Raw genomic sequence first — 25,062 nt, 5'->3', positions numbered from 1 at the left:
ATTAAAACCAACAAATAAAAAAAGAAAGAGTCGTTTACGACTCTTAATTTTCATTCGCAAACAAATATTTCAATGCACAAATTGTGACCGCATACATGATCACCGCAATCACTGCCGTGCTGATTCTCGGAACCAGAATGCCAACAATCAGTACCACAATCATCAATGTACCGTGCAGCCACAGCTCCGCATTGTGAAGGCATACCGCAATTGCAATATCCAAAAGCATAATGCATACCACTGCGACAAGCGGCTGATGAAATGCAAGTGCACCGACAAGTATCGCTGCAAGAAATGCAACCGCAAATGCTGCCAAAATAATCAGATTCTGTTTATCCTTAAAATTTAATTTCTTAAACATATCCATAAGCCTGCCTCCGTTCCTTAGATTGTTCAAAAGCCGATAAGGGGACTCGAACCCCTGACCCACGCATTACGAATGCGTTGCTCTACCAACTGAGCCATATCGGCTTGCCTTACAGCAACAATAACTATACCAAACTCATCCGTCAAAATCAAGCAATAATTCACCGAATCCTATTGACTTTTTTTACTGATTTTATACAATACAGTTCGAAGTTATTTTTCGCAATAAGAATGAGGAAAGGATTTTTTCATTTATGGGCAAGAAACATTTAATTGATTTTGTGGATATTTCAAAGTCTTATCACCATAATCTGGTATTGGATGAATTTAATTTATATATTCGGGAGAATGAATTCGTGACATTACTCGGACCGTCCGGATGTGGCAAAACCACGACACTGCGACTGCTCGGCGGATTTGAGAAACCTGACAAGGGACAGATTCTATTTGATGGTGCAGATATTACAAATGTGCCTGCGAACGAGCGCAAGCTGAATACGGTCTTCCAGAAATACTCTCTCTTCCCGCATATGAGCATTGCGGAAAATATTGCCTTTGGATTAAAAATTGCCAAAAAAAGCGATGCCTATATCAAAGACAAGATTTCATATGCGTTAAAGCTGGTCAATCTTGACGGATATGAGAATCGTTCCGTGGATTCGCTCAGCGGAGGCCAGCAGCAGCGAATTGCGATTGCACGCGCGATTGTCAATGAGCCGAAGGTGCTGCTGCTCGATGAGCCGCTCGGTGCATTGGATTTAAAATTGCGCCAGAGCATGCAATACGAATTGATGCGCTTGAAGGATGAACTTGGAATCACCTTCGTCTATGTCACACATGATCAGGAAGAGGCCTTGACCATGTCGGATACCATTGTCGTTATGAATCAGGGCTATATCCAGCAGATCGGCACTCCGGAAGGAATTTACAACGAACCGGAAAATGCATTTGTTGCAGATTTCATCGGGCACAGCAATATCATCGACGGCATTATGCTGCATGACGAACTGGTTGAGATTCTCGGTGTCCCGATGCCTTGCGTGGACAAGGGCTTCGGCATCAACAAGCCGGTTGATGTGGTGATTCGGCCTGAAGACGTGGAGCTGGTTGCCCCGGGCAGCGGCAAACTGCACGGCACAGTCATCTCCAACCTTTTTAAAGGTGTGCATTATGAGCTCGAAGTACGCGCAGCCGGCTATGAATGGCTGGTACATACCACAAAATATTATGAGGTAGGTCAGGAAGTGGATCTGGATGTCATTCCGTTTAATATCCAAATCATGCACAAACCTGAATCCTCCGACGAAAAGGCGGTGGAAATCGATGAATAAACGAACGGGGCGCCTGTTGGCCGGACCATATCTTTTCTGGATGATTGGATTTGTCATTTTGCCGCTTTTATTTGTATTTGTCTATGCCTTTACCAATTCAGACGGAAACATTTCTTTGGAAGCATTCCGTACCATATTTACCGCAACCAATGCAAAAGCCATTGGACTGTCTCTGGAACTGGGATTGCTGACAACCGTCATCTGTCTGCTTCTGGCCTATCCGCTTGCCATGATTTTAAACGGATTAAAAATCAAAAGCCAGAGCTTTATTGTATTTATCTTTATGCTTCCGATGTGGATGAATTTTATGCTCCGCATTCTGGCATGGAAACAGTTGCTGAACAAAAACGGCGTTCTGAACGCCTTTTTGTCTTTGCTTGGCCTGCCGGGCATTGATATTTTGAATACACCCGCAGCGGTTGTTTTTGGTATGGTTTATGATTTCCTGCCTTTTATGCTTTTGCCGATTTATAATGCGATGAGCCGAATCCGACAGGACTGGATTGAAGCAGCCAGGGATCTGGGTGCAGGCAATCTTCTCATTTTGGTGCGCATCATTTTTCCGCTCACCCTCTCCGGTGTCATCAGCGGAATCGTCATGGTTTTCGTACCGTCACTGACCTCATTCGCCATTTCACAGATTCTCGGCGGTGGTAAGGTTCTGCTGATCGGTAATGTGATTGAACAGGATTTCATGCAGGGAAATCAATGGAATGCCGGAAGCTCATTGTCAATGATACTGATGATTTTTGTCCTGCTTTCCATGGCCATTATGAATTTGTTTCAACATGATGAGGAGGGTACACAGTTATGGTAAAGAAAACACTCTCCCGCATTTACATATTTTTGATTTTTTTGTTTTTATATGCGCCGATTTTGGTTCTGGCGGTGCTCTCCTTTAACCGTTCAGACTCGCGTGTCAGCTGGGGAGGTTTCACACTCTCACGCTATGTGGCATGCTTTGAATCCGAAAGCATCATGTCAGCCTTTGCGACGACACTTGAAATCACTTTCTGCTCGGCTGTCATTGCAACCATCATCGGAACGCTTGCCGCAATGGGTATCAGTTCCATGAAAAAACGCGGTCAGGCTATTTATCTGGGTGCCACCAATATCCCGCTTTTGAATGCAGATATTGTCACCGGTATCTCCATGATGCTGCTGTTTGTCCGTTTCACCAATCTCGGCTTTGTCACCGTCCTGATTGCACATATCACATTTAATATTCCATATGTCATATTAAATGTATTGCCGAAACTCAAACAGGCAAACCGCTCGACCTACGAAGCGGCTCTGGATCTCGGTGCCTCACCTGTGCGCGCATTTTTTACGGTCACCTGGCCTGAAATCCGCTCCGGTGTATTCTCCGGATTTTTGATGGCAGTCACAATGTCACTGGATGATTTTTCCATCACATATTTTACCAAAGGAGCCGGAGTCAATACCCTTTCCACGATGTTGTATGCGCAGCTGCGCAAAGGCATCAAACCGGAACTGTATGCACTTTCCACTATCCTTTTTCTGACGGTATTATTGCTTTTGATTGCCACCAATATCAATGGAGACAAAAAGGTCGACAATCGCCTGATTCGCCGTGTCATCAGCGCAGTGATTATGCTTGCACTGTTTACCGGATCCGTCTTTGTCCTGGTTCAGCAACACCGGATTTCCGGAGGTGGCGACCGCACCATCACGGTATTGAATTACGGAAAATATATTGATGGAGAACTGCTCGACCGCTTTGAGCGTGAAACAGGAATCACCGTCAAATATGAAGAATATGAAGAGCCGGAAGAAATGTATACGAAATACAAAGCCGGTGCCATCTCCTATGATTTGATCTGCACCTCGGATTATATTATTGAAAAATTGATTGAAGAAGACGAATTGCTGCCGATTGATGATTCACAACTGACCAATTATGAGAATATTGATCCCGCATTGATTGAGATGTCGACCTTTGATCCGTCCCATCAATATACCATTCCGTATTTTTACGGCACACTTGGAATTCTCTATAATACCAAAGATTACAGCGAAGATCAGGTAAAAAGCTGGGATCTGATTTGGGACAAACAGGTATCGGGCCACCTGATTATGACCAATTCCGTCCGTGATGCATTTTCACCGGCATTGATTGCATGCGGCTATTCCATCAATGATACCGACCCGGCGCATTTAAAGGAAGCACAAATGGTTCTTTCCAGACAAAAGCCTATGGTCAGTGCCTATTATGTAGATGAAACCGCAAACGAAATGATTGCGGAAAATGCGTCTCTGGCCGTTTGCTATTCCGGAGAAGCGGCACTTGCCATGGATGAAAATGAGCATCTGAAATATATTGTTCCGGACGAAGGATCCAATTTGTGGATTGATTCCTGGTTCGTTCCAAAATCATGCAGAAACTATCAGGATGCACTCACTTTTCTGGATTTTCTCTGTGACAATGAAGTGGCTTTACAGAATTTTGAATATGTCTATTATGCATCGCCGATTCTCTATGTTCAGACACATATGGATATCGATGATCGCTTAAACAGTGCCATCAACCCGGAAAACCGGGTCACACGCAACTGCGAAGTCTATCGCGCGCTTGACAATGACACATCTGCCTATCTGAATACGCTTTGGCAGGAATTAAAGTCCCAATAGCCTATTGCCAATCGTCATATTTTTTGATAAAGTTTAACCACGGTATCCGGTCAATACCGTGGTTTTCTTTTTGCACAGCTCGTGCATTTCCCCCCAAGGAAAGAATGATTTCCATGAAGGAGATACATGGAATATCAGAATTTTATAACAATTATCAAAGAAGAACTGGAACATATCAGTCAAAAGGAAGTCCATTTGGACCGACAGAGCAAAAATAATGATGTCATTGTCGATTCGCTTACCATACGCGATCCGGCATTTAATATTGCGCCAACCATTTATCTGACACCATATTATGCACGCCACCTCGACGGCATGAGCATTCAGGAAATCGTCCGTGACATCTATGACACCTATGAGCAGGCTGCGCCTGTATCTGATTTTGATGTCACACAATATACCGATTATCAAAAGGCTCAGCAGTCCATCTGTATGCGATTGGTGAATTTCGAGAAAAACAGGGAGCGCCTTCGCGATTTACCGCATGTTCGTTTTCACGACCTTGCGATTATTTTCGCCTATATCCTTCCGATTGAGGACAAAGGCTACGGCGCCATCGTCGTGCATCGCAATCATCTTGCATTATGGAATGTCACGGTAGAAGATCTGTATGCAAAAGCGATGGAAAACTCCCCTCACATATTGCCTGTACAGATTGATACCATGGATGCACTGATGAAGCGACTCTGTCCGGAAGGTGTCTTTCCTGACGATCCGCAGCCACAGATGCTTGTCATGTCCAATTCCAGATCCGTTTACGGCGCAGCCACCATCCTCTATCCCAATGTCTTAAAGCACCTGTCCGACCGGTACGAAAAAGATTTGTTTATTATTCCAAGCAGCATTCACGAAGTGATTGTGCTGCCTGATGAGTCATATGACCCAGAAGAATTAAGCCAGCTGATTTGCGATGTCAACGAAATGGAGCTCGAAGATACCGACATTCTGTCGGATCACCCGTATTACTACTCCCGCCAGACAGACGAAATTCTAATGCATCCATAATACAAAAAGTCCTCTACAGTCTGAAAGGAAGTTGCATCATGCAACTTCCTTTTTGTTTCATTCATTATTTTGCAGTAATCTTGATTGCTTTTGCCCAGCTGTCCTTTTTCAAGACAAAACTCCTATATGTTCATTCGTTTTATTCTGCATCGAGCATATTCACAACCTTTGTCAAGTCCACCCCGTTGATAATCTTATAATGCACGCCTTCATATTCAATTCCTTTTTCTGCGCACTTGATTTCATAGGTCTTATCTTCACATTTAATTTTCAGTGTGAACCCACCTTCGTCAATCTCTCCACCTCGTTCTAAACTCACCGTTCTAATGTAATCACAAACATCCTGCGCCACTTTTGAATCCTCAACAATCACTTTCGGCTTGTCTGTATTTTCAGAATCATAGAGTTCAATCTTTTTCGGCTCTTTGAATAAAAACAGTCCATTCGCGGATCCTGCCATTTGTAATATCGGCAATAAACTTACCCCATTTGTAATTTGATAATGCTCATCTTTGTATGAAATTCCATCTGCAGCGTAACTAAACTCGTATTCCTGGGATTCACAAACCACTTTCACATGAAATCCGCCTTCCCCGATTTCCCCTCCGGGCTCTAATTCCGCAGACTGTATCAATTGGCAAATATCATCTAACACTTTTTTATCTGTTACCACTATCGATGGATTTCTAAAATCATTAGCTTCATATATTTCTATTTTTTGTGGATCATCTAATTTCAACGACAGATTATCTCGTTTTTCACTAGAACCACATCCCGCCAAAACTAAGACTCCAAGAATTAATATCAATAAACATACTTTCTTTTTCATAATCAATCTCCTATGCATAATAGGACAAAGTCCTTCTCCATTTCCATTTCGTTCCATATGAGGTAAAATATACATTCCCCCTATTATACTTTACAGTTATTTGAGTATCTTTCTGTGGATTTCTGATAACAATATAGTCACCACCCACTCGACAGGAATATCCATACAGTGTTACAGCATGTGCACCTTCTTCTGAATAGCATGACATGGCAATCGGATACTTATTATCAATATTACATTTCACACGTCCTATGGCAAGAACTCCATCTGTCATTGCATATGAAATTCCAAATTTTTTTAGAGCTACTTTCTTTTGTGTAATAGTAGCGCCTTGATCATACGATATATTCATCAGATCACAAACACTATACGCGGAGTAACGAGTTCCTTTTCTATAATTAACTATCGTAGCCACCGACGCAGCCCAACACATATCCCGCCCATTTTGGCTAACAGAATAACCATTTAGTTGGCATATCCTTGTCCCATGACTACCTTCCATGTCATTGACAGCAAAACTAGGTGTATATCCTTCTTTTATAGTTTGTTGTCCCACTTCACTACCATTTTCATCAAGCGACAACAATTCATTTGCGACATATTCAACGGTTTCACGATATTCTTCCTTTTCAAAACGCGCTATAGCCTCTTGCTCTTTCTCAAGCAATGGGGCAGCATCTTCATAAGTATAGAAATCACTAGTTCCTTTTGTAATTATATAGTCATCACATATAGCAAAAATTAGAGACTTATCAGATACATAATCAATCTCATTTAGCCAATCAACATACACATCATCGCCACTAATTGTATACCCATCTCCCGTTTCGATTACAGCCACAACAAAAACCACTTTTTCATCTTCCAAAACAGGGAAGTAATACGCAGGCTCAGTGTTTCCAAATAAATTCACTATGATAAATGATGAATCAAGATAGCAATCATCAACAGATTCTATTTCCCCGGTATCTTCAAATTCTTTTGAAACAGATAATACATCCTCATAATTTTCTTCCGCATATTGCTTTGCACTTTCAGGAATATTCCGGTCTATCATTATTGACTTATAGCTCATATCGCTCTGATATGCCCACACCCTATTAGGAATAATCAAAAGAGTCAGCAACAATGATACCACATTTACAACAGCAACCTTCCAATGAATATGCGATTTTCGCTTTTCCAACCCTCTTAACACATTTAATTTTGCACTTCCCATATTAGCCCCCTTCTATATCGTACTTTCATCTGATATTATCAAAGAATCATATAATTTTGCATATTCTGCAGCTGATTTCTCCCATGAAAAATCCGTTCGCATATCCCGTAATACCATCGCATTCCATTTATCGCGATGTTCATAATAGACTTCACATGCATATTGAAGAATATGCAAAAGTTCATGCGCATTATAATTGCAAAATGAGAAGCCGGTTCCGGTATTCTCATATTCATTATACGGACAGACACTGTCTTTTAATCCACCGGTCTCACGCACAATCGGAACGGTGCCATAGCGCATACTCATCATCTGGGACAGGCCGCACGGTTCAAACAGGGACGGCATCATAAATGCATCCGCTCCTGCATAAATCGCATGTGCTCTCTCTTCCGAATAACCAATATAAGAACCGATTTTATTCGGAAAACGTTTCTGGAAATAATGGAACATGTGCTCATAACGATTTTCGCCGGTTCCGAGAACCACAAACTGGATATCCAGTGTCGTCAGCACTTCCTCGAGAATATATGCAATCAGGTCAAATCCCTTTTGATCCGTCATGCGCGATACAATTCCTACCAGCAATACATTCTCTCGTTCCGGCAGGCTGAATAATCGCTGCAGGCAGGCCTTATTCAACGGCTTGCCATTTGCGATGGTATCACAGTCAAAATGATCGATCAGATACTCATCTTTCTTTGGATCAAAAATATCATAGTCAATTCCGTTTAAGATTCCGACCAGGTCTTCTTTGCGCGATTCAAACAGGCCATCAAGGCCTTCTCCTCCTTCCGGAGTCATGATATCATGCGCATAAGTCGGACTTACTGTACATATTTTATCTGCATATACGCAACCACCCTTGAGCAGATTTGCCTCACCATAGGATTCCATGCCATGATGATCAAAAATATATTCCGGCAAGCCGGTTACATCCATGACATCACGGATTTTCCATCGTCCCTGAAATTTCAAATTATGAATGGAAAATACGGTTCTGATTCCACTGTAAAATACATCCGATCCAAACGTCGTATGCAGGAAAACCGGAATCAGACCGGTTTGCCAGTCATTGCAATGAATGACTGCCGGTGCATAATTCAAAAGCGGCAATGCCGTCAGCACTGCTTTTGAGAAAAATGCAAATTTCTCGACATCTTCATGCAAATTATGATATGGATTCGGGCCGGCAAAATAAAATTCATTATCGACAAAATAATAAGTTACATTGCCTCTTTTGGCCTCAAAAATACCAGCATATTGTTTGCGCCAATTCAAATCCACATAAAAATGACATACATAATTCAATTCAGAGAGAAATTTTGAATCCATACATTCGTACTTTGGCAAAATCACTCTGATTTCAAATTCATTCGGGTCGATATATTTTGGCAATGCTCCTACAACATCAGCCAATCCACCCGTCTTGATATAAGGTGTTGCTTCGGAAGATGCAAATAAAATCTGTTTCATAAGCCAACCTTCTCCTTCGCAAGACGCTTCATTTCCTGTGCATTTTGCATTACAGCATCCGTAATCTCAACTCCGCCAAGCATGCGGGCCAGTTCTGTAACGGAAGCCTCCTCAGACAATTCTGCAATCTTTGTATGCGTCGAAGCATCAGCAACCGATTTTTCAATCAGAAAATGATGATCTGCCATCGCTGCAATCTGTGGAAGATGCGTAATGCAAACCACCTGATGTTCTCTGCCGAGTGCTTTGAGCATCTCGGACACTTTCTGCGCTGTACGGCCACTGATTCCGGCATCAATCTCGTCAAAAATCAATGTATCGATATGATCTTCTTTTGCAAGAACTGTCTTAACCCCTAACATAATACGCGACAGTTCGCCGCCCGATGCCACTTTCCGAAGTGGTTTCAGCGGTTCCCCCGGATTGGTGGAAATTAAAAATTCACAGTCATCAAATCCATTCGCGGAATAAGACTTGTTCCGTTCAAATTTCATTGTGAAAGAAACATCGAGAAAATTTAATTCCAACAATTCTTTTTTTACTTTTTCCGTCAATTCAAGCGCTTTGTCCTGTCGGATTTTTGAAACCTGCTCCGACAATTCGTGCAACTGCTTTTGTGCGTTTGAAACGGATTGTTTTAATTGTGACAAATATGCATCATAATCATTTAAGACTTCGATGCGCTTTTTCTTTTCTTCACATGAAGCGAGTATTTCTGCAATGGAACCGCCGAATTTGCTCTTTAAATGATTTACGAGATCCAGACGGCTTTCCACTTCAAAATAATGTTCCTCATTGAAATCCGCATCCGACAGATAAGCTGACAATTCGCGATTAAAATCGCTCAAAAGATTATCCAGCTCTGTCGCCTGATCCACAAGTCCGGACAATGCTTCATCATAATCCGAAACACTCATCAATTCCCGCAACGCATGTCCGATCAGATCCGATGCCCCATCAGATCCGGTTTGCTGATATACCGTACCGAGCGCCTCAAGAATTTTTTTGCCGTTTGCAATCTTGCGATATTCGCTCTCGAGATTCTCGTCCTCATTCGGTACCAAATTGGCAGCTTCAATCTCGGATATTTCATAGCTTAGGAATGAAATCTCTTTGGTGCGCTCCTCCTGTCCCAAATCCGCATGTTCAAATTCATCGCATAAGGATTTGTAATGCTGATAGGATTCTGCCATTTTGGCTTTCAAATCCTGCAATTCTTCTTTTGCATAGGAATCGAGAATTTCAAGATGCTTTTTCTTGGATAACAGACTTTGATGTTCATGCTGTCCATGAATATCAATCAATACACCCGCGACTTCCTTGAGCTTGCTTCCCGGAACACTCTCACCGTTGATCTTGGCAACGGTACGCTGTGGAGTGATTTTACGACTCAGTATCACATCCCCGTCCTCCGGTTCGATTTCCATCTCTGCAAGCTGTTGCAGGGTTCGTTCGTCATCCACATGAAATACCAATTCAACGAAGGCCATGTCAGCTCCTTCTCTCAGCATTTCCTTTGGGACTTTTTCTCCCAGCGCCAGATTCATGGATCCGAGCAAAATGGATTTGCCGGCACCCGTTTCTCCGGTCAGGATATTCAGTCCTTCCGAAAAGTTTACTTCTTCCTCTTCGATCAAAGCAAGATTCTTCACGTGTAAACTTAGTAACATAAAACTCCTTCCACTCTCTCGACCTAGTAAATGAGTTCTTGAAGTTTTTCCTGTAATGCATGTGCATCTTCAACCGATTTGGTTGCGCACATAATGGTATCATCGCCTGCAATTGAGCCTACCACTTCATCCATATCCATTGCATCGATTGCGGCGCAGACAGCACTTGCCATTCCGGATACAGTCTGTAGAACCACGATATTCATAGCGAGGTTCATAGATACAAAACCTTCCTTCAGGACACGCACATATTTGTCTTTTGATAATGTTGCACGCTCATAGAATGGTACATATTTCTGGCGTCCGGATCCGGTCGTCAGCTTTGTCAGATTCAGTTCACGGATATCCCTTGATACCGTTGCCTGTGTTACGGAATACCCTTCGGCCTTCAACATTGCCTGAAGTTCTTCCTGTGTCTCCACACTGTGTTGTACAATTAATTCCAAAATTTTCTGATGTCTTTTCTGTTTCATAAGCTTCTCCTGTTCTATTGCTCCATTTTGCGGCGCAAGTTTTCCAAAAAACTAATCCTACTCAAACGGCAAATTTGAATGGTCTGTTCCGCCCGTCCAATTTTGTACCGTTCACCTACCTGCATCATATATACCTTGTCTCCATCCACGCTGACGCTCACACATTCGTCACGCTCTGCACTTCTGGAGTCCAATTCCACCTCGATCACGTCATCCATATCCAGCACAATACTGCGGGAACTGAGTGTATGATCATTGATTGGGGTCAGCAGAATCAGCTTTGCTTTCGGATTCACGATTGGTCCGCCGGCCGAAAGATTATAGCCGGTCGATCCCGTCGGTGTTGAAAGAATGATTCCGTCTGCCCGATATGTATTTAATTTTGTACCGTTGATATACACATTTAAGTGCAAAAATTTCTGTTCTCCGGCACTATAGAAAAAAATATCATTCAATGCCAAATGTTCTTTCGGATCCTTGCCTCCGAGATTCTTTAGCATCATCCTCTCTTCGATATAATAATCATCCAGAAACAGATGATCGATTGCAGGATAAATCGTATTTTTTTCAAGTTCGCACAAATAACCGAGATTGCCGAGGTTCACACCGATAATCGGCAGTTTCAGGCTCTCCATTCTGGTTGCGATGCGAATCAGGGTGCCATCTCCTCCAAGTACGATTATGGCCTCGGTTTCTTTGGGGACATCCTGTACGGTCACCTCCTGATGATCCATAACCTTTGCCGTGCCACCCTTGTCAAAAATATATTTGATGATCTCGCGCGAAATTTGAAATCCGAGATCCTTTTTGCTGTTTGTTATGAGAAAATAATGTTTCATTTTTTGTCTAATTCCTCATGTGCCGCAGCGACAACCGCATCTACCGAAACAGACGGATCGATTGTTTTTGCGGAATCCTTCCGGATATGCAAAAGATATTCAATATTACCCTCAGGCCCTTTGATTGGTGAGAAAGCCAAATGAAGTACGCTAAAGCCGATTTCCAGTGCAAAATCAATCACCTTCTCAATCACTTCTTTGTGTACGGCCGGGTCACGAACCACGCCCTTTTTGCCAACCTTTTCCCGACCGGCTTCAAACTGAGGCTTGATCAGGCAGACCATCTGTCCCTGCTCCTGCAAAAGTGCAATCGCGGCCGGAAGCACTTTGGTCAGTGAAATGAATGAAACATCCACTGAGGCAAAATCGAGAATGTCATCGATGTCATTTTCGGTCACATAGCGGATATTGGTTTTTTCCATGCATACCACTCTCGGATCCGTACGCAGCTTCCATGCGAACTGACCATATCCAACATCCACAGAATATACTTTCTTTGCTCCGTTTTGTAACATACAGTCCGTAAATCCACCGGTCGAAGCACCGATATCCATACAGATTTTATCATCCAGGCAAATATCAAATTCTGCCATGGCCTTTTCCAATTTCAAGCCGCCACGGCTGACATATTTTAATGTCGATCCGTGAATTTCAATCTGGCAATCATCCGGAAACATGCTTCCGGCCTTATCTTCACGATTGTTATTGACAAAAACATTGCCCTCCAGAATCATCGTCTTCGCTTTTTCACGCGAAGGGGCAAGATTTCTCTGTACCAGAAGGACATCGAGTCGTTCTTTCATAATTCCTCCAAAATTCGCTTTGTAATCTTCTCTGCACTCAGCCCCAGTTCATCGAGAAGCTGTGCAATCTTGCCATGCTCGACGTAGCCGTCTTCGATGGCAATCGGCAATACCTGTATCTGCAGCTTTTCGCGCTGCACGAAATCCGAAATATGTTCGCCCATACCGCCGCTTCGGATATTTTCTTCCATGGTCACAACAAGATCATGGGTATCAGCCAGATGCCTCAGGGCATCCTGATCAAACGGCATTGCGAAACGGGCGTTGATGATGGTCGGATCGTAGCCGTGGGAAGCCAGCTGCTTCGCAACCTGCTCCGCCGTTTTGACCATGCTTCCGAGTGCAAACAATGCGATTTTGCTTCCTGCATGCAGCAATTCCGACTGCCCGTAACAAATTGCCGCACGATACTCGCGCAAGCCGTCATAGGCTTCTCCTTTTGGATAGCGCACTGCAATCGGGCCGTCATATGCAATCGCATATTTTAACATATCCGATAATTCCCATTTATTTTTCGGTGCCATAACAGTCATGTTCGGAATCGATGACAAGTAGGAAATATCATAGATTCCCTGATGGGTTTCCCCGTCACTTCCCACAATTCCGGCGCGATCGATTGCAAATACCACCGGCAGATTCTGAATGCATACATCATGCAAAATCTCATCATAAGCGCGTTGCAGGAAAGATGAATAAACCGCAAATAACGGTTTGAGTCCGGCCTGTGCCAGACCTGCCGCAAAGGTCACTGCATGACCTTCCGCAATTCCGACATCAAAAAACCGCTTCGGATAAGCAAGTCGAAACCGCTTCAATCCAGTCCCTGTCTCCATTGCAGCTGTGATTGCAACCAGCTTCGGTTCACGCTCTCCCATCTTTTTCATCACGGTTGAAAATACATCCGTATAATGGGATTTTTCGCGCTTATGTTCCGGCAGTCCGGTCATCACATCAAACGGATCTGTCCCGTGAAAACGCGCAGGATGTCGTTCTGCCGGTTCATATCCCATTCCTTTTCGCGTCAGCACATGTACCAGTACCGGTCCGTCGACACGCTTTGCATCACGAAATACGCGGCACATATCCGCGATATTATATCCGTCAACCGGTCCCAGATAGATCACACCCATCTGTTCAAATAACATCCCCGGCACAAACATCTGCTTGACGGAATTCTTTGCTTTTCGAATCTGGCGAACCATCTTCGGTCCACCCGGAATCTTGTTCAAAGACTGAACCACATCGTCTTTTAAGCCACGATATGCATCCGCGGTACGAAAGTTCGATAAATAATGATTGAGTCCACCTACATTTTCAGAGATAGACATTTCATTGTCATTTAATACAATAATAAAATTGCTTTTCAAATGAGATGCATTATTCAATGCCTCAAATGCTAGGCCACCGGTCATGGAACCATCACCGATGACGGAAACCACATGATAATCTTCTCCGAGAATATCGCGCGCTTCTGCCAGACCGAGTCCCGCTGAAATGGATGTGGAGCTGTGTCCCGTATCAAAGGCATCACATGCGCTCTCTTTGCGTTTTGGGAAACCGCTCAATCCGCCATGTGTGCGAAGGGTATCAAAAGAATCCTTTCGCCCGGTCAGAATCTTATGCGTATAAGACTGATGTCCCACATCCCAGATGATTTTGTCTTTTGGCAAATCAAATGACAAATGCAATGCCATGGTCAGTTCCACTACACCAAGATTGGATGCCAGATGACCGCCGGTCTTCGAAATTGTCTGTATCAGAAATTCACGAATCTCATATCGCAAATCTTCAATTTCTTCTTTCGACAAATTTTTGATATCATTTTCCTTTTGAATCTTGTCCAAGATCATAGGTTTCGTCCTTTTGGTTTTATTTTCTCCGATGAATCAATGAGAGAATCAATTCCTTCAAAAAAGGATTGGTCTGTTCGATCGTGTCTAATTTGGCTACCGCCTGTTCGGATAAGCTCTGCACCATTTTTTGTGCTTCCTCAAGTCCCAAAAATGACAGATATGTCGCCTTCTCATTCTTTTCATCGCTTCCAATCGGTTTGCCGAGTTCTTCCATTGTCCCGGTCACATCCAGAATATCATCCTGAATCTGGAATGCGATTCCGACATCATGTGCGATTTCTTCCATCAAAGCCACCTGTGTCTCATCCGCATCCGCAAGAATTGCTCCGATTGTCATCGCACTCTCGAGCAATGCGCCGGTCTTTAGATCATAAATAAAATCCAGCTTCTCCCGCGTCACAGATTCACGGTTTTTCTCAGAGAGAACATCCACTACCTGTCCACCGATCATCCCGTAAATACCGGCTTTTTTTGCCAATACCGTGAGTGCCTTTCCGATATTCGGATTCTCCGGTTCGAGTGCAAATGCCTCACATGCCGTCTCAAATGCGAAATTCAAAAGTGCATCTCCGGCCAGAATTGCCATTGCCTCTCCATAGACTTTATGTGTGGTCAACCGGCCTCTACGATAATCATCATTGTCCATAGCCGGCAAATCATCATGAATCAGGGAATAGGTATGGATAAATTCCAGTGCAACCATAAATGGGACAATTGCCTTGCTTTTCCCGCCGAACATGCGGTAACTTTCCATCATGAGCATCGGTCGTAACCGTTTGCCTCCTGCCTCAACGGAATAATTCATTGCCTCAAAAATGCGCGCCTGATAAGTATCTGCATTCGGCAAATAACGGCGAATCATCTCCTCGATTTCATTTGTCTTTTCTGCAAGCTGCTCCGCAAAATCCATTAGAATTCCTCCAAATTGCCGTCCGGAGCCATCACAAGCATTTCTTTTTCAATAGCATCAAGCATTTCTCCGGCTTCTTTAATCTCTGAAATACCCTGCTTGTATAATGCAAATGATTCATCCAGTGAAATATGATCACTTTCCATCTTTTCAATCAATTGTTCCAGCCGATCCATTCTCTCTTCGAGAGAAACTGATTTTTCTTCAGTATGATTCATGATATTTCTTAACCTCTTTCACTTCTGCCAATACTTCTCCGTCCCTCAGGGTGATGGAAATCTCATCCTTTTGATGAATCTCATCCACTGAGATCAGACGCTTCTGTCCGATTTGAACATATGCAAATCCACTTTCCATTTTGCGAAGCGGTGAATTGCTTTCAAGCGATCTGATGATGAGTTGCAGTCGATTCCTGCAAGCATCCAGTCGGTGCTTCATGACATATGTGATCTTATCGCTGATATTGTCAAGTCTTTGCTGCAATTCACGCAATTTGTGCTGCGGACTGAGCAACTCAATATGTTTTGCATCGTTTTCAAGACGCAGGCGGACATGACGGATTTTATTGTTCATCACCGTATTCATATGCATCCTGCTCTTTGCCAGATCCTGCATGAAATTATTTCTGTCGAATACGCATAATTCAGCTGCGGCCGAAGGTGTCGGCGCACGCATATCTGCGACATAATCTGCAATCGTCCAATCAACTTCATGGCCGACCGCCGATACAATCGGTGTCCTGCAGTCAAAAATAGCTCTGGCCACGATCTCTTCGTTAAATGCCCACAAATCTTCGATGGAACCTCCGCCGCGACCGACTATGATGACATCCACACCGTAGGTTTCCAGAGCCCGGATTCCCTGTACAATGGTTTCCGCAGCCCCCTCGCCCTGCACCTGCGCAGGATATAAAATCAATTGTACCGATGGATTGCGACGGGAAGCCACATTGCGGATATCCTGAATCGCCGCCCCTGTCTGAGCTGTGACAATTCCGATTGTGGAAGCATATTTCGGAATCGGCTGTTTGTATTCCGGTGCAAACATTCCCATTTCTGCCAATTCCCGCTTCAATGCTTCGAATTTCAGAAACAAATTGCCTGCGCCGTCCAGCTCAATCTCTTTTGCATACAGCTGATATTCACCGCTACGCTCATATACATCCATGCGGCCGCTGACAATGACCTTGTCGCCTTCCTTCATGGAAAAAGAAAGCCCGCCTCTGTCCTGACGAAACATGACACATTTCAGGACTCCGCCTTCATCCTTCAAAGTAAAATAGATATGGCCGCTCGAATGATATTTGCAATTCGATACTTCCCCTTTGATGGATACATGATTGAGCACAAAGTCCTGTGCAAACATGTTTTTGATATATTTATTGATTTGTGCAACAGAATAGATACTCTTATTCATTCGTCTCAAATTTGTGGAGTACACCATTTACAAAGCTTCCGGAATTATCGGTTCCGTAACGTTTTGCAAGTTCGACAGCCTCATTGACCGCAACTTTGTAAGGGATATCCTCCTCGTAGCGAATTTCATAAAGTGCAAGTCGAAGAATTGTCAAATCCACTTTACCCATTCGTCCGGTCTTCCACCCCTCGCTCACCTCATCAATCATGCGATCGAGATCGGTCTTCTTTTCAAGGATGTCAGATACCTTGCCATCGATATATGCACGGTCAGATTCTTTCATTTTCTGCTCAAACAATTCCAGCTGTTCCTTCATCGCGTCGGAATCATGAAATTCAGCGCGGAATAACAATAAAAATGCGTTCTCTCTTAATTCTCTTCTGGTCATATTAACTCCTGTATATCCAAAATATTTGCATATTGTAATATGCGTGAAAAAAGGATGTCTATAAATGAATATAGACATCCTAATTATACTACAAAATGCTTAAATTATAAAGGGTAAGTTAAGGTTTTCCGCTATTCTCCCATTGCCACGCTGACAACGCGAACATTCACTTCCGATACAGTCACACCTGTCATGGTTTCAACTGCACTGCGTACTTTTTCCTGAACCTTCTGTGACACTTCCGGAATAGAAAAACCATATGCAATATTGATTGCCACATCAATCAAAATGTGATCGTCGAGCAAATCAATCTGAATCCCCTTAGACAAATTTTTCATTCCAAGTTTGGATACGATTTCATTTGTGATATTTCCGGCCATAGAACTCACACCGTCGACCTCTGTTGCAGCAAGTCCCGCAATAATAGCGACAACATCCTCCGCAACTTTTACTTCGCCGGTTTCATCGGATTTTATGTTTAAAACTTTCTTATTTTCAGACATTATCAAAAGCCTCCTTAAAATTCATATGCCTTATTATACCAAAAATTCCCTCAAATGAAAACTTTTTAATTATACAGTCTGTCCTTTTGCAACATATACCTGGAACGAATCATTGCCCGACAAATATTTATTCGGAGAGATGGTCACATTTTTATCTGTAATAATATATTCCAGATGAGAATTCTCACCGACAACCGTATCCTGGAAAATAACACAGTTCTTCACGGTTGCGCCCTTTTTGATTTTTACGCCACGGAACAGTACACAGTTCTCAATTTCACCTTCAATGATGCATCCGTCGGAAACCAGACAATTCTTTACCTTTGAACCGTTGATATAGCGGGTCGGGTTGTCATCACGTACCTTGGTATAGATGGAATTGCCGCGGAAAAGCTGATTCAGGTTTTCCTCATCCAGCAATCGCATATTTTCTTCGAAATAGCTCTTTACACTGTTAATCTGTGCTGCATATCCGGTATATTCATATGCGTGAACATTCATATCACCCACATGGCGGGCAATGATATCACGCGTGAAGAATGTATATCCATGGACATATGCCTCATCAATCATACGGACGAGCACTTCTCTCTCGATTACAAACATGTTGAATGAGAAATTCTGGATTCCGGTCTCGCGCGGATTGACAAAAATTTTGCGCACACGCTGATTCTCAATATCAAAGGTATAATAAAACTCATGAAAATTGGAATTCGGGTACAGCAATGCGTGTGGAATTTCCTGTTTCCGGTAAACCATCGACAGATCCGCTCCGGATTCCATATGTTCACGAATCAAATCTTTAAAATCGATATTGAGCGCCATGTTGGCATCCGCCATAACAACATATTTTTCATGCTGTGTCTCAAGGAATCCCTTGATACTCTCCAATGCCTCGATACGTCCGTTATATACCTTCAGATTCTTCTGCGCATATGGTGGGAAAATATTCAGTCCGCCCTTCTTGCGCGCCAGATCCCATTCTCTTCCGCTTCCGAGATGGTCCATCAGAGAATGATAATTATTTCTTACAACCAGTGATATATTGCTGATTCCCGCATGCACCATGCAGGAAATCATAAAATCACACAAACGATATCTTCCCGCAAACGGAATGGAAGCCATGCTTCGCTCGGAAGCCAGCTCCGGAATCAGACTGTCATAACTGTTTGGGAAAATAATTCCCAATGCTTCTGCCTGTGAATTTACCATTGTTCTCCCCCCTCTTTCACATCTTCATAAACCATGGCTTTCGGGCCGATCTTGGCTCCGTCGCCGATTGTGACATAGGAGGCAATTGTAGCAACATCACCGACAGAGTTATCCTCTGTGCCTTCTCCTACAATCGCATTTTCTCCAATGGTAACATCCTCTGCAATAATGCAATGCTTTACCTGTGCTCCACGTTTGATGACGGTACCGCCCATGATAACCGCATCTTCTACGAGTGCACCTTCCTCTACCTCAACACCGGCAAATAAAATCGAATGTTTTACGGTGCCTTTGATGCGGCATCCATCCGTAATCATCGAATTCTGAATTACGGCATTGCCTGCCACATGATGACCGGTCATACCGCTGTTTCGGGAATAAATCTTCCAATTCTCATCAAAGAGGTTGATTCCACTGTGTTCCGGGTCAAGCACTTCCATATTTGCTTCCCACAAAGAAGGAATGGTTCCGACATCTTTCCAGTATCCTTCAAACCTGAAAGCATACATCTTGCGATGATCGCGCAGCAGATTCGGAATGATATTATTTCCGAAATCATTTTCGGAATTCGGATCTGCTTCATCTTCCTCGAGATATTTCTTGAGAATATCCCAGTTAAAAATATAAATACCCATAGAAGCCAGATTGCTCTTCGGCTCCTTCGGTTTCTCCTGAAATTCCGTAATGCGATCGGTCTCATCCGTTACCATCAATCCGAAACGGGATGCTTCCTCCCACGGCACTTCCATAACTGCCACAGAAAATTCTGCATTTTTCTGCTTATGAAACTCCAAAAATTCACTATAATCCTGCTTACAAATCTGATCTCCCGAAAGAATAATCACATATTCAGGATCATAACGCTCAATAAAAGAAATGTTTTGATAAATCGCATTTGCGGTGCCTTTGTACCAGTCACTGCCGGAAGCCCGCTGATATGGCGGAAGAACATGAACACCTCCGTACAGACGGTCCAAATCCCAAGGCTGACCATTCCCGATATATTCATTCAGGACAAATGGCTGATATTGTGTCAAGACCCCCACAGTATCAATACCCGAATTCACACAATTCGATAACGGAAAATCAATAATTCGATACTTCCCTCCGAATGGAACTGCCGGCTTCGCCAGTTTCTGAGTCAATGCATAAAGTCGAGAGCCCTGCCCGCCGGCCAACAACATTGCAACAATTTCTTTACCCATGTGTTACCCCCTTCACAACAAAAAATATTACATATATAATCGTATCACATTTCGACTGTATGTAAACAAATTTTGAATCTATTTATTATAAATTTCCTTCAAATTTACAAATTCATATGGCGTTGTCTGATATACGTAATAATTCAACCAATTCGAATACAAAATATTGCCATGACTTCTCCACTGAAGCAACGGTTTTTGTGTTTCGTCGTCATCCGGATAATAATTCACCGGAATGTCAATTTCCAGCCCCTTTGACTTGTCCCGACGATATTCCGTATCAAGCGTCAGCCTATCATATTCCGGATGTCCCATCACAAAGATTTTCTTTCCGCTTTGATCCGTCACGAGAAAGACCCCGGCTTCCTCCGACTCCGCCAAAATCGTCAAATCCGGCTGTGCTTCGATATCTTCTTTCAGTACAGTGGTATGGCGGCTGTGCGGTGCATAAAAGCAGTCGTCAAAGCCCCTTACCAATGGGACACGGCGATTCTTGACACGATGTTTGAACACACCGAACATTTTTTGATCCAGATAATGTTTTTGGATGCCGTAATGATAATATAATCCGGCCTGTGCACCCCAGCACAGATGCAGTGTGGAAGTGACATGTGTCTTGGTCCATTCCATAATTTTGCATACTTCATCCCAATAATCCACTTCCTCATATTCCATCTGTTCCACCGGAGCACCTGTAATAATCAGACCGTCAAAATACTGGTCTTTCACATCCGAAAAAGTTTCATAGAACTTGTTCAGATGGCTCATGGAAGTATGGGTTGACTCGTGGCTTTCCACCGCAAGGAATGTGATATCCACCTGAATCGGCGTATTCGAAAGCGAGCGCAGAATCTGCAGCTCCGTATCTTCCTTGAGCGGCATCAAATTCAAAATTCCAATCTTAATCGGACGAATATCCTGATGCTCTGCACGGTTTTCGTCCATCACAAAAATATTTTCCTGTTCGAGCAAGCCTTTTGCAGGCAAATCATTATTTGTTCGAATCGGCATATTACAAAACCTCTTTTCTGTTCACCAATCTTTTTACCAGTTTATTTTCCAAATTTATCAATGAATTCGTCCTCGCTGATAATCGGAATCTCAAGGCTGCGCGCCTTGGTATTCTTTGAGGAAGTTGAATTCACATCATTATTTACCAGATAATCGGTATTCTTGGATACGGATCCTGCAACTTTTCCGCCGTTGCCTTCCACATATGCCTTAAATTCATTGCGGTTGGCAAAGGTATGCACATCTCCCGTAATCACAAATGTCAGTCCCGCAAGACTTCCTGTCAATGACATGGCCGCCTTTGTCTCATCGATCTGCACTTCTTTCAAAAGCGCATCCACCTCGAGCGCATGATTGGCTGACTGATACCAGTTTTCAATTGCTTTGGACTTCTCTTCCCCGATTCCGTCAATATCGGAAAAAGGCAAGCCCTTCTGCATTCGATCGCAAAAGGCCGCAAAACCGATGTTGGCAATAATTTTCTTTGCCGCGTCCGTTCCGATCATCGGAATGCATAAAGCATATATGAAATGCTCCGGTGTAATACTGCGGCGGTTTTCAATGGCGCGCAGCATATTGTCACAGGACTTCTCACCAAAGCCTTCCATTTCGGCAATTTCTTTCGCATGATCCTTCAAATGATACAGATCCGCAAATTTGCGTATAAATCCGGCATTGATAAAGCGCAGCATCGTCTGCTCCGACAAACCTTCCATATCGAATCCGTCTTTGCTGACAAAGCGGCTGAAGTTCTTTGTATGCTTTGCAAGACAGTCCGGATTGGTACAATGCAATGTCTTTGTATTGCTCTTTTCCGAAATATGAATTTCGGTTGTGGCTCCGCATACCGGACAAACCTCCGGAATGGAGAAACTGCCTTTTGCTTCCTTTACTGCAATGCATTTCGGAATGATCTTGTTTGCTTTTATGACAGAGACAATACAATCATCGGTAATGCCCAACCGCTCCATTTCACTGATATTGCAGAGCGACGCACGCGAAACCGTGGTTCCCTCGATGCTGACCGGCTCAAAAACGGCAACCGGGGAAATCGTCGATGCGGCGCAGGACCATAATACATATTGCAGTCTGGTGTCGACTGCCTCGTCCTGCCATTTGAACGCAAATCCGGCTCTTGTTGCATGATGGCCGGTCACTGAACCGGTTGAAGCATATTCCGTATCATCATAGCAGATGACCAGACCATCCACCGGAATATCCATCTTTCCGTCTTCCACAATGTGCGTCCATTTTTCTACCGTCTCGGCAACCGTCTCTGCCCTGCAGGCTTCGCGGTCCACCGTTTGAAAGCCCATGGAATCCAGCCAGTCCATTCTCGCGCCCCAGGATTTCAGTTCCCGTTCGGTTGATACCAGTGTAAATGCATGAAAATTGACGTGGCGTTCCCGAACCACTTTCGGATCATCCAGATTCAGTGTTCCCGCAGCAAGATTTCTCGGATTGGCATATTTCTCATCCTCATCCTCAATCAAATCATTCATTTTCCGGAAATCGGTATAAGAAATGGCCGCTTCTCCACGCACCACAAGATGGCCTTTTTCCGGAATATTTTTCGGAAATCCGCCGATTGCATCCTTCAAAAAAGTGATATTGGTTCCGACAGTACCATTTCCGCGTGTCAAAATACGTGTCAGCTTACCGTCGTCATAAGTCAGTACCAGTGTCAGTCCGTCCAGTTTCCATGACAGCCAGATATCATATTCTCCGGCCCAGTTTTCAAGTTCGGCAACGCTCTTTGTTTTTGCGAGGGAAAGCGCCGGAAATTCATGCATTTCCTTGTTGCCGGCATTCTCTTCATATCCGGTTTTCTGCGTCGGAGAATCCGGCAAAACGATACCGGTTTCCTGCTCTAACTTTACCAGTTCGTCGAAGAGCGCATCCCACTCATAGTTGGACATGATTTCATCCTGTCCGTTGTAATATTTATCGGAGGCCTCATTCAATTGTGCCACGAGTGCCTGCATTTTTTGCGTATTATCCAAATGTTTTTCTCCCTTAATCTGATTCTTTTAATCCAAGAAGTGACAAAAGCGTCTCGTATTCTTCCCCTTCAATTTTGCGATATTCGCCCGGCTGCAGTCCGTCCAGAACAATATTCATCACACGAATCCGCTTTAATTTAACCACGCGATATCCAAAATAATCGCACATGCGCCGAATCTGTCGATTCAGCCCCTGTGTCAAAATAATGGAAAAAGTCCTCTTGTCAATCTGACGTACCTTACAAGGTCTCGTTGAGGTATTCAGTTCCGCCAGCGGAACCGGATGTGACATTCCATTTAAAAATGATTCGGAAATATTCCGATTCACTGTTACAATATATTCTTTTTCATGATAATTGCGCGCCTTTTGAATGCGATTGCTCAATTCCCCCTGGTTCGTCAAAAGCAATAATCCTTCCGACTCTTTGTCCAGTCGTCCAACCGGATAAATCCGAGTTTCATAATTGATATAATCAATGACATTCTGCTTCTCACGCTTTTGTGCGGTACAGACAATCCCCACCGGCTTATAAAAAGCCAAAAGAACCGGTGCCTCCTTGCGATGCACCACCTGTCCGTTGACGCGAACCTCGTCACCCGGATTCACACGGTCCCCCGGCTTTGCCATTTGGTTGTTGATATAAATATTTCCCGCCTCAAGCTGACGGTCCGCCTCTCTTCTCGAACAGATTCCTGCCTCCGAGAGATATTTATTGATTCGAACTGATTCCAATCCCTGCAATCTCCTATTTTAATACCAAAAGGGAGTTCCACCCGGAACTCCCTGAAACAAGTCTTACTCTTTTACAACCTTAACATATTTGGTAGCGATATATCCGGTCTTTCCATCATAATCGATCTTGGTCCAGTCGCCTTTCTCTCCCAATTTTGTATAGGTATTACCTTCATATGCCTTTCCAAGCACATCCGCATCAGACTTTGCTTTCTTTCGCACATTTACTTTGTCACCGGTTACTTTAACCGTAACTTTCTTTTCTTCTTTTTGCGTCTCTTCCGCTTTCTGAGTGTCTTCTGCCTTTTGTGTTTCCTCGGCTTTTTGTGTTTCCTCAGCCTGCTGTGTCTCCTCGGTAGACTGAGTATCATTGCCTGTGTTAATAGACTCTGCCCATACACGGATTGCCGCCGGAAGTGTGGATGTAATCATATTTGACAAATCCTTGTCTGCTGCAACCGCCTTATTGTAGTCGGTTGAAACTTTGGTACGCAATGCGATGACATCTTCATGCTGCTGGAACATCTGAATCAACTCATCCACGGTCGGATCCAAAGAATTCTCACGATGGTTATAATTGTAATTGCTATACAGGTTATTGATATATAATTTTCCGTCTTCATTGGTCTCTACATAGAAGAAATCCAATGTCGGTGCAGTCGCCTTAATATCCTTAAATTTGATATCGTAATAAACAGATACCAGATAAGATCCGTCTGTCAGACCTTTCATTGTATAACATGAAATATTATTATAGCTTTCGATATATTGTGAAAGCACTGCAATGTATCCGGCTTCATTGTCAGAAACAGGTGTTGCGGCTGTCTTTAATGTATCCATATCATTATTCGCATATGCAACAAAATACTGCTCAATCAAAGCATTTAAATCCGCATTCTTGTCCTGCTCATATTGATCATCCAGTTTGAAATCCTCTAATGCACCGACTTTCATCTGTGAAGATGATTCTGTATCTTCTGAATTACGATTGGTCCACTTCGGTCCCGTACACTGAATCAAAACGGTAATCATGACAATCAGCAGCACCGCAGCATAAATATAACGCTGCTTGGTCATACAAAAAGTCTTTACCGCATCAAAACATTTCTGAAATTTATCTTTAAAGTTATTATTATTCTGGTCCATGATTGAAACCTCCTAAGCT

The 25,062-nt window shown here is 43.4% G+C and carries 24 protein-coding genes and 1 tRNA gene; 4 read left to right on the top strand and 21 right to left on the bottom strand.

Going from position 1 to position 25,062, the window contains the following annotated elements; genetic code table 11:
* Window positions 1–43 precede the first annotated feature (43 nt).
* Both CSX02_RS06185 and CSX02_RS06180 read right to left on the bottom strand, forming a co-directional pair.
* On the bottom strand, window positions 44–361 hold the full coding sequence (locus CSX02_RS06185; RefSeq protein ID WP_143248142.1) for a hypothetical protein: 318 nt from the start codon (window positions 359–361) through the stop codon (window positions 44–46).
* Between the two features lie 37 nt (window positions 362–398).
* Window positions 399–471 (bottom strand) — tRNA-Thr (locus CSX02_RS06180).
* A gap of 149 nt (window positions 472–620) precedes the next feature.
* On the opposite strand from CSX02_RS06180, the gene CSX02_RS06175 reads away from it, so the two are divergent.
* The 4 genes from CSX02_RS06175 to CSX02_RS06160 all read left to right on the top strand — a co-directional run bounded on the left by CSX02_RS06175 (window position 621) and on the right by CSX02_RS06160 (window position 5,354).
* Window positions 621–1,697, top strand: coding sequence for an ABC transporter ATP-binding protein (locus tag CSX02_RS06175; protein ID WP_099386021.1), 1,077 nt, complete (start codon window positions 621–623; stop codon window positions 1,695–1,697).
* On the top strand, window positions 1,690–2,514 hold the full coding sequence (locus CSX02_RS06170) for an ABC transporter permease (RefSeq protein WP_099386020.1): 825 nt from the start codon (window positions 1,690–1,692) through the stop codon (window positions 2,512–2,514). The genes CSX02_RS06175 and CSX02_RS06170 overlap by 8 nt, the downstream gene beginning before the upstream one ends.
* The gene (locus tag CSX02_RS06165; protein WP_099386019.1) at window positions 2,508–4,349 is read left to right on the top strand and encodes an extracellular solute-binding protein; all 1,842 of its coding nucleotides are present in this window, start codon (window positions 2,508–2,510) and stop codon (window positions 4,347–4,349) included. The genes CSX02_RS06170 and CSX02_RS06165 overlap by 7 nt, the downstream gene beginning before the upstream one ends.
* Window positions 4,350–4,475: 126 nt before the next feature.
* Window positions 4,476–5,354 carry a DUF5688 family protein gene (locus tag CSX02_RS06160; RefSeq protein ID WP_099386018.1) on the top strand — a complete coding sequence of 293 codons (879 nt, stop codon included), beginning with the start codon at window positions 4,476–4,478 and terminating at the stop codon, window positions 5,352–5,354.
* Window positions 5,355–5,493: 139 nt separating this feature from the next.
* On the opposite strand, the gene CSX02_RS06155 is transcribed toward CSX02_RS06160, so the two are convergent.
* The 19 genes from CSX02_RS06155 to CSX02_RS06065 form a co-directional block, all read right to left on the bottom strand.
* On the bottom strand, window positions 5,494–6,183 hold the full coding sequence (locus tag CSX02_RS06155) for a hypothetical protein (protein ID WP_099386017.1): 690 nt from the start codon (window positions 6,181–6,183) through the stop codon (window positions 5,494–5,496).
* Window positions 6,184–6,193: 10 nt separating this feature from the next.
* On the bottom strand, window positions 6,194–7,402 hold the full coding sequence (locus CSX02_RS06150) for a papain-like cysteine protease family protein (protein ID WP_099386016.1): 1,209 nt from the start codon (window positions 7,400–7,402) through the stop codon (window positions 6,194–6,196).
* Window positions 7,403–7,414: 12 nt separating this feature from the next.
* Window positions 7,415–8,878: a glycogen synthase GlgA gene (glgA, locus tag CSX02_RS06145; protein WP_099386015.1), complete on the bottom strand. Its 1,464-nt coding sequence runs from the start codon at window positions 8,876–8,878 to the stop codon at window positions 7,415–7,417.
* A complete protein-coding gene (recN, locus tag CSX02_RS06140) occupies window positions 8,875–10,548 on the bottom strand; it encodes a DNA repair protein RecN (protein ID WP_099386014.1) in 1,674 nt (557 codons plus the stop codon). The genes glgA and recN overlap by 4 nt, the downstream gene beginning before the upstream one ends.
* Before the next feature lie 23 nt (window positions 10,549–10,571).
* The gene (gene argR, locus CSX02_RS06135; protein ID WP_031545797.1) at window positions 10,572–11,021 is read right to left on the bottom strand and encodes an arginine repressor; all 450 of its coding nucleotides are present in this window, start codon (window positions 11,019–11,021) and stop codon (window positions 10,572–10,574) included.
* Window positions 11,022–11,035: 14 nt separating this feature from the next.
* Window positions 11,036–11,860: an NAD(+)/NADH kinase gene (locus tag CSX02_RS06130; protein WP_031545799.1), complete on the bottom strand. Its 825-nt coding sequence runs from the start codon at window positions 11,858–11,860 to the stop codon at window positions 11,036–11,038.
* Window positions 11,857–12,663 (bottom strand): TlyA family RNA methyltransferase, encoded by an 807-nt coding sequence (locus CSX02_RS06125; RefSeq protein ID WP_031545801.1) that lies wholly within the window; start codon window positions 12,661–12,663, stop codon window positions 11,857–11,859. Before CSX02_RS06125 ends, CSX02_RS06130 begins: the two co-directional genes overlap by 4 nt.
* Entirely contained in the window at window positions 12,660–14,513 is a 1,854-nt protein-coding gene (gene dxs, locus CSX02_RS06120; RefSeq protein WP_099386013.1) for a 1-deoxy-D-xylulose-5-phosphate synthase, read from the bottom strand. Before dxs ends, CSX02_RS06125 begins: the two co-directional genes overlap by 4 nt.
* Window positions 14,514–14,532: 19 nt before the next feature.
* A complete protein-coding gene (locus tag CSX02_RS06115; RefSeq protein ID WP_031545806.1) occupies window positions 14,533–15,426 on the bottom strand; it encodes a polyprenyl synthetase family protein in 894 nt (297 codons plus the stop codon).
* The gene (gene xseB, locus CSX02_RS06110) at window positions 15,426–15,644 is read right to left on the bottom strand and encodes an exodeoxyribonuclease VII small subunit (RefSeq protein ID WP_031545809.1); all 219 of its coding nucleotides are present in this window, start codon (window positions 15,642–15,644) and stop codon (window positions 15,426–15,428) included. The genes CSX02_RS06115 and xseB overlap by 1 nt, the downstream gene beginning before the upstream one ends.
* Window positions 15,631–16,842: an exodeoxyribonuclease VII large subunit gene (xseA, locus tag CSX02_RS06105; RefSeq protein WP_099386012.1), complete on the bottom strand. Its 1,212-nt coding sequence runs from the start codon at window positions 16,840–16,842 to the stop codon at window positions 15,631–15,633. Before xseA ends, xseB begins: the two co-directional genes overlap by 14 nt.
* Window positions 16,835–17,230 carry a transcription antitermination factor NusB gene (gene nusB, locus CSX02_RS06100; protein WP_099386011.1) on the bottom strand — a complete coding sequence of 132 codons (396 nt, stop codon included), beginning with the start codon at window positions 17,228–17,230 and terminating at the stop codon, window positions 16,835–16,837. Before nusB ends, xseA begins: the two co-directional genes overlap by 8 nt.
* 131 nt (window positions 17,231–17,361) lie before the next feature.
* On the bottom strand, window positions 17,362–17,733 hold the full coding sequence (locus CSX02_RS06095; protein WP_031545815.1) for an Asp23/Gls24 family envelope stress response protein: 372 nt from the start codon (window positions 17,731–17,733) through the stop codon (window positions 17,362–17,364).
* Window positions 17,734–17,802: 69 nt separating this feature from the next.
* Window positions 17,803–18,945, bottom strand: a complete 1,143-nt coding sequence (gene glgD, locus CSX02_RS06090; RefSeq protein ID WP_031545817.1) for a glucose-1-phosphate adenylyltransferase subunit GlgD — start codon at window positions 18,943–18,945, stop codon at window positions 17,803–17,805.
* A complete protein-coding gene (locus CSX02_RS06085) occupies window positions 18,939–20,150 on the bottom strand; it encodes a glucose-1-phosphate adenylyltransferase (RefSeq protein WP_031545820.1) in 1,212 nt (403 codons plus the stop codon). Before CSX02_RS06085 ends, glgD begins: the two co-directional genes overlap by 7 nt.
* A gap of 78 nt (window positions 20,151–20,228) precedes the next feature.
* Complete coding sequence (gene metA / locus CSX02_RS06080; RefSeq protein WP_099386010.1) at window positions 20,229–21,161, bottom strand: homoserine O-acetyltransferase MetA; 933 nt, start codon at window positions 21,159–21,161, stop codon at window positions 20,229–20,231.
* A gap of 41 nt (window positions 21,162–21,202) precedes the next feature.
* The gene (gene ligA / locus CSX02_RS06075) at window positions 21,203–23,164 is read right to left on the bottom strand and encodes an NAD-dependent DNA ligase LigA (protein ID WP_099386009.1); all 1,962 of its coding nucleotides are present in this window, start codon (window positions 23,162–23,164) and stop codon (window positions 21,203–21,205) included.
* A gap of 13 nt (window positions 23,165–23,177) precedes the next feature.
* Window positions 23,178–23,897, bottom strand: a complete 720-nt coding sequence (locus CSX02_RS06070; RefSeq protein WP_034219448.1) for a pseudouridine synthase — start codon at window positions 23,895–23,897, stop codon at window positions 23,178–23,180.
* A gap of 63 nt (window positions 23,898–23,960) precedes the next feature.
* Entirely contained in the window at window positions 23,961–25,043 is a 1,083-nt protein-coding gene (locus CSX02_RS06065) for an SH3 domain-containing protein (protein ID WP_099386008.1), read from the bottom strand.
* Window positions 25,044–25,062 lie beyond the last annotated feature (19 nt).

It is taken from the genome of Agathobacter ruminis (assembly GCF_002735305.1).
In the GTDB taxonomy this organism is placed as follows: Bacteria; Bacillota; Clostridia; order Lachnospirales; family Lachnospiraceae; genus Roseburia; species Roseburia ruminis.
The sequence above is the reverse complement of the archived record's forward strand: the minus strand, read 5'-3'. Positions and strand labels throughout refer to the sequence as shown.

Bases quoted from the DNA above. Each gene is read 5' to 3' on its own strand.
- CSX02_RS06185 (WP_143248142.1), bottom strand. From the start codon at position 361: ATGTTTAAGAAATTAAATTTTAAGGATAAACAGAATCTGATTATTTTG.
- CSX02_RS06175 (WP_099386021.1), top strand. From the start codon at position 621: ATGGGCAAGAAACATTTAATTGATTTTGTGGATATTTCAAAGTCTTAT.
- CSX02_RS06170 (WP_099386020.1), top strand. From the start codon at position 1,690: ATGAATAAACGAACGGGGCGCCTGTTGGCCGGACCATATCTTTTCTGG.
- CSX02_RS06165 (WP_099386019.1), top strand. From the start codon at position 2,508: ATGGTAAAGAAAACACTCTCCCGCATTTACATATTTTTGATTTTTTTG.
- CSX02_RS06160 (WP_099386018.1), top strand. From the start codon at position 4,476: ATGGAATATCAGAATTTTATAACAATTATCAAAGAAGAACTGGAACAT.
- CSX02_RS06155 (WP_099386017.1), bottom strand. From the start codon at position 6,183: ATGAAAAAGAAAGTATGTTTATTGATATTAATTCTTGGAGTCTTAGTT.
- CSX02_RS06150 (WP_099386016.1), bottom strand. From the start codon at position 7,402: ATGGGAAGTGCAAAATTAAATGTGTTAAGAGGGTTGGAAAAGCGAAAA.
- glgA (WP_099386015.1), bottom strand. From the start codon at position 8,878: ATGAAACAGATTTTATTTGCATCTTCCGAAGCAACACCTTATATCAAG.
- recN (WP_099386014.1), bottom strand. From the start codon at position 10,548: ATGTTACTAAGTTTACACGTGAAGAATCTTGCTTTGATCGAAGAGGAA.
- argR (WP_031545797.1), bottom strand. From the start codon at position 11,021: ATGAAACAGAAAAGACATCAGAAAATTTTGGAATTAATTGTACAACAC.
- CSX02_RS06130 (WP_031545799.1), bottom strand. From the start codon at position 11,860: ATGAAACATTATTTTCTCATAACAAACAGCAAAAAGGATCTCGGATTT.
- CSX02_RS06125 (WP_031545801.1), bottom strand. From the start codon at position 12,663: ATGAAAGAACGACTCGATGTCCTTCTGGTACAGAGAAATCTTGCCCCT.
- dxs (WP_099386013.1), bottom strand. From the start codon at position 14,513: ATGATCTTGGACAAGATTCAAAAGGAAAATGATATCAAAAATTTGTCG.
- CSX02_RS06115 (WP_031545806.1), bottom strand. From the start codon at position 15,426: ATGGATTTTGCGGAGCAGCTTGCAGAAAAGACAAATGAAATCGAGGAG.
- xseB (WP_031545809.1), bottom strand. From the start codon at position 15,644: ATGAATCATACTGAAGAAAAATCAGTTTCTCTCGAAGAGAGAATGGAT.
- xseA (WP_099386012.1), bottom strand. From the start codon at position 16,842: ATGAATAAGAGTATCTATTCTGTTGCACAAATCAATAAATATATCAAA.
- nusB (WP_099386011.1), bottom strand. From the start codon at position 17,230: ATGACCAGAAGAGAATTAAGAGAGAACGCATTTTTATTGTTATTCCGC.
- CSX02_RS06095 (WP_031545815.1), bottom strand. From the start codon at position 17,733: ATGTCTGAAAATAAGAAAGTTTTAAACATAAAATCCGATGAAACCGGC.
- glgD (WP_031545817.1), bottom strand. From the start codon at position 18,945: ATGGTAAATTCACAGGCAGAAGCATTGGGAATTATTTTCCCAAACAGT.
- CSX02_RS06085 (WP_031545820.1), bottom strand. From the start codon at position 20,150: ATGGGTAAAGAAATTGTTGCAATGTTGTTGGCCGGCGGGCAGGGCTCT.
- metA (WP_099386010.1), bottom strand. From the start codon at position 21,161: ATGCCGATTCGAACAAATAATGATTTGCCTGCAAAAGGCTTGCTCGAA.
- CSX02_RS06065 (WP_099386008.1), bottom strand. From the start codon at position 25,043: ATGGACCAGAATAATAATAACTTTAAAGATAAATTTCAGAAATGTTTT.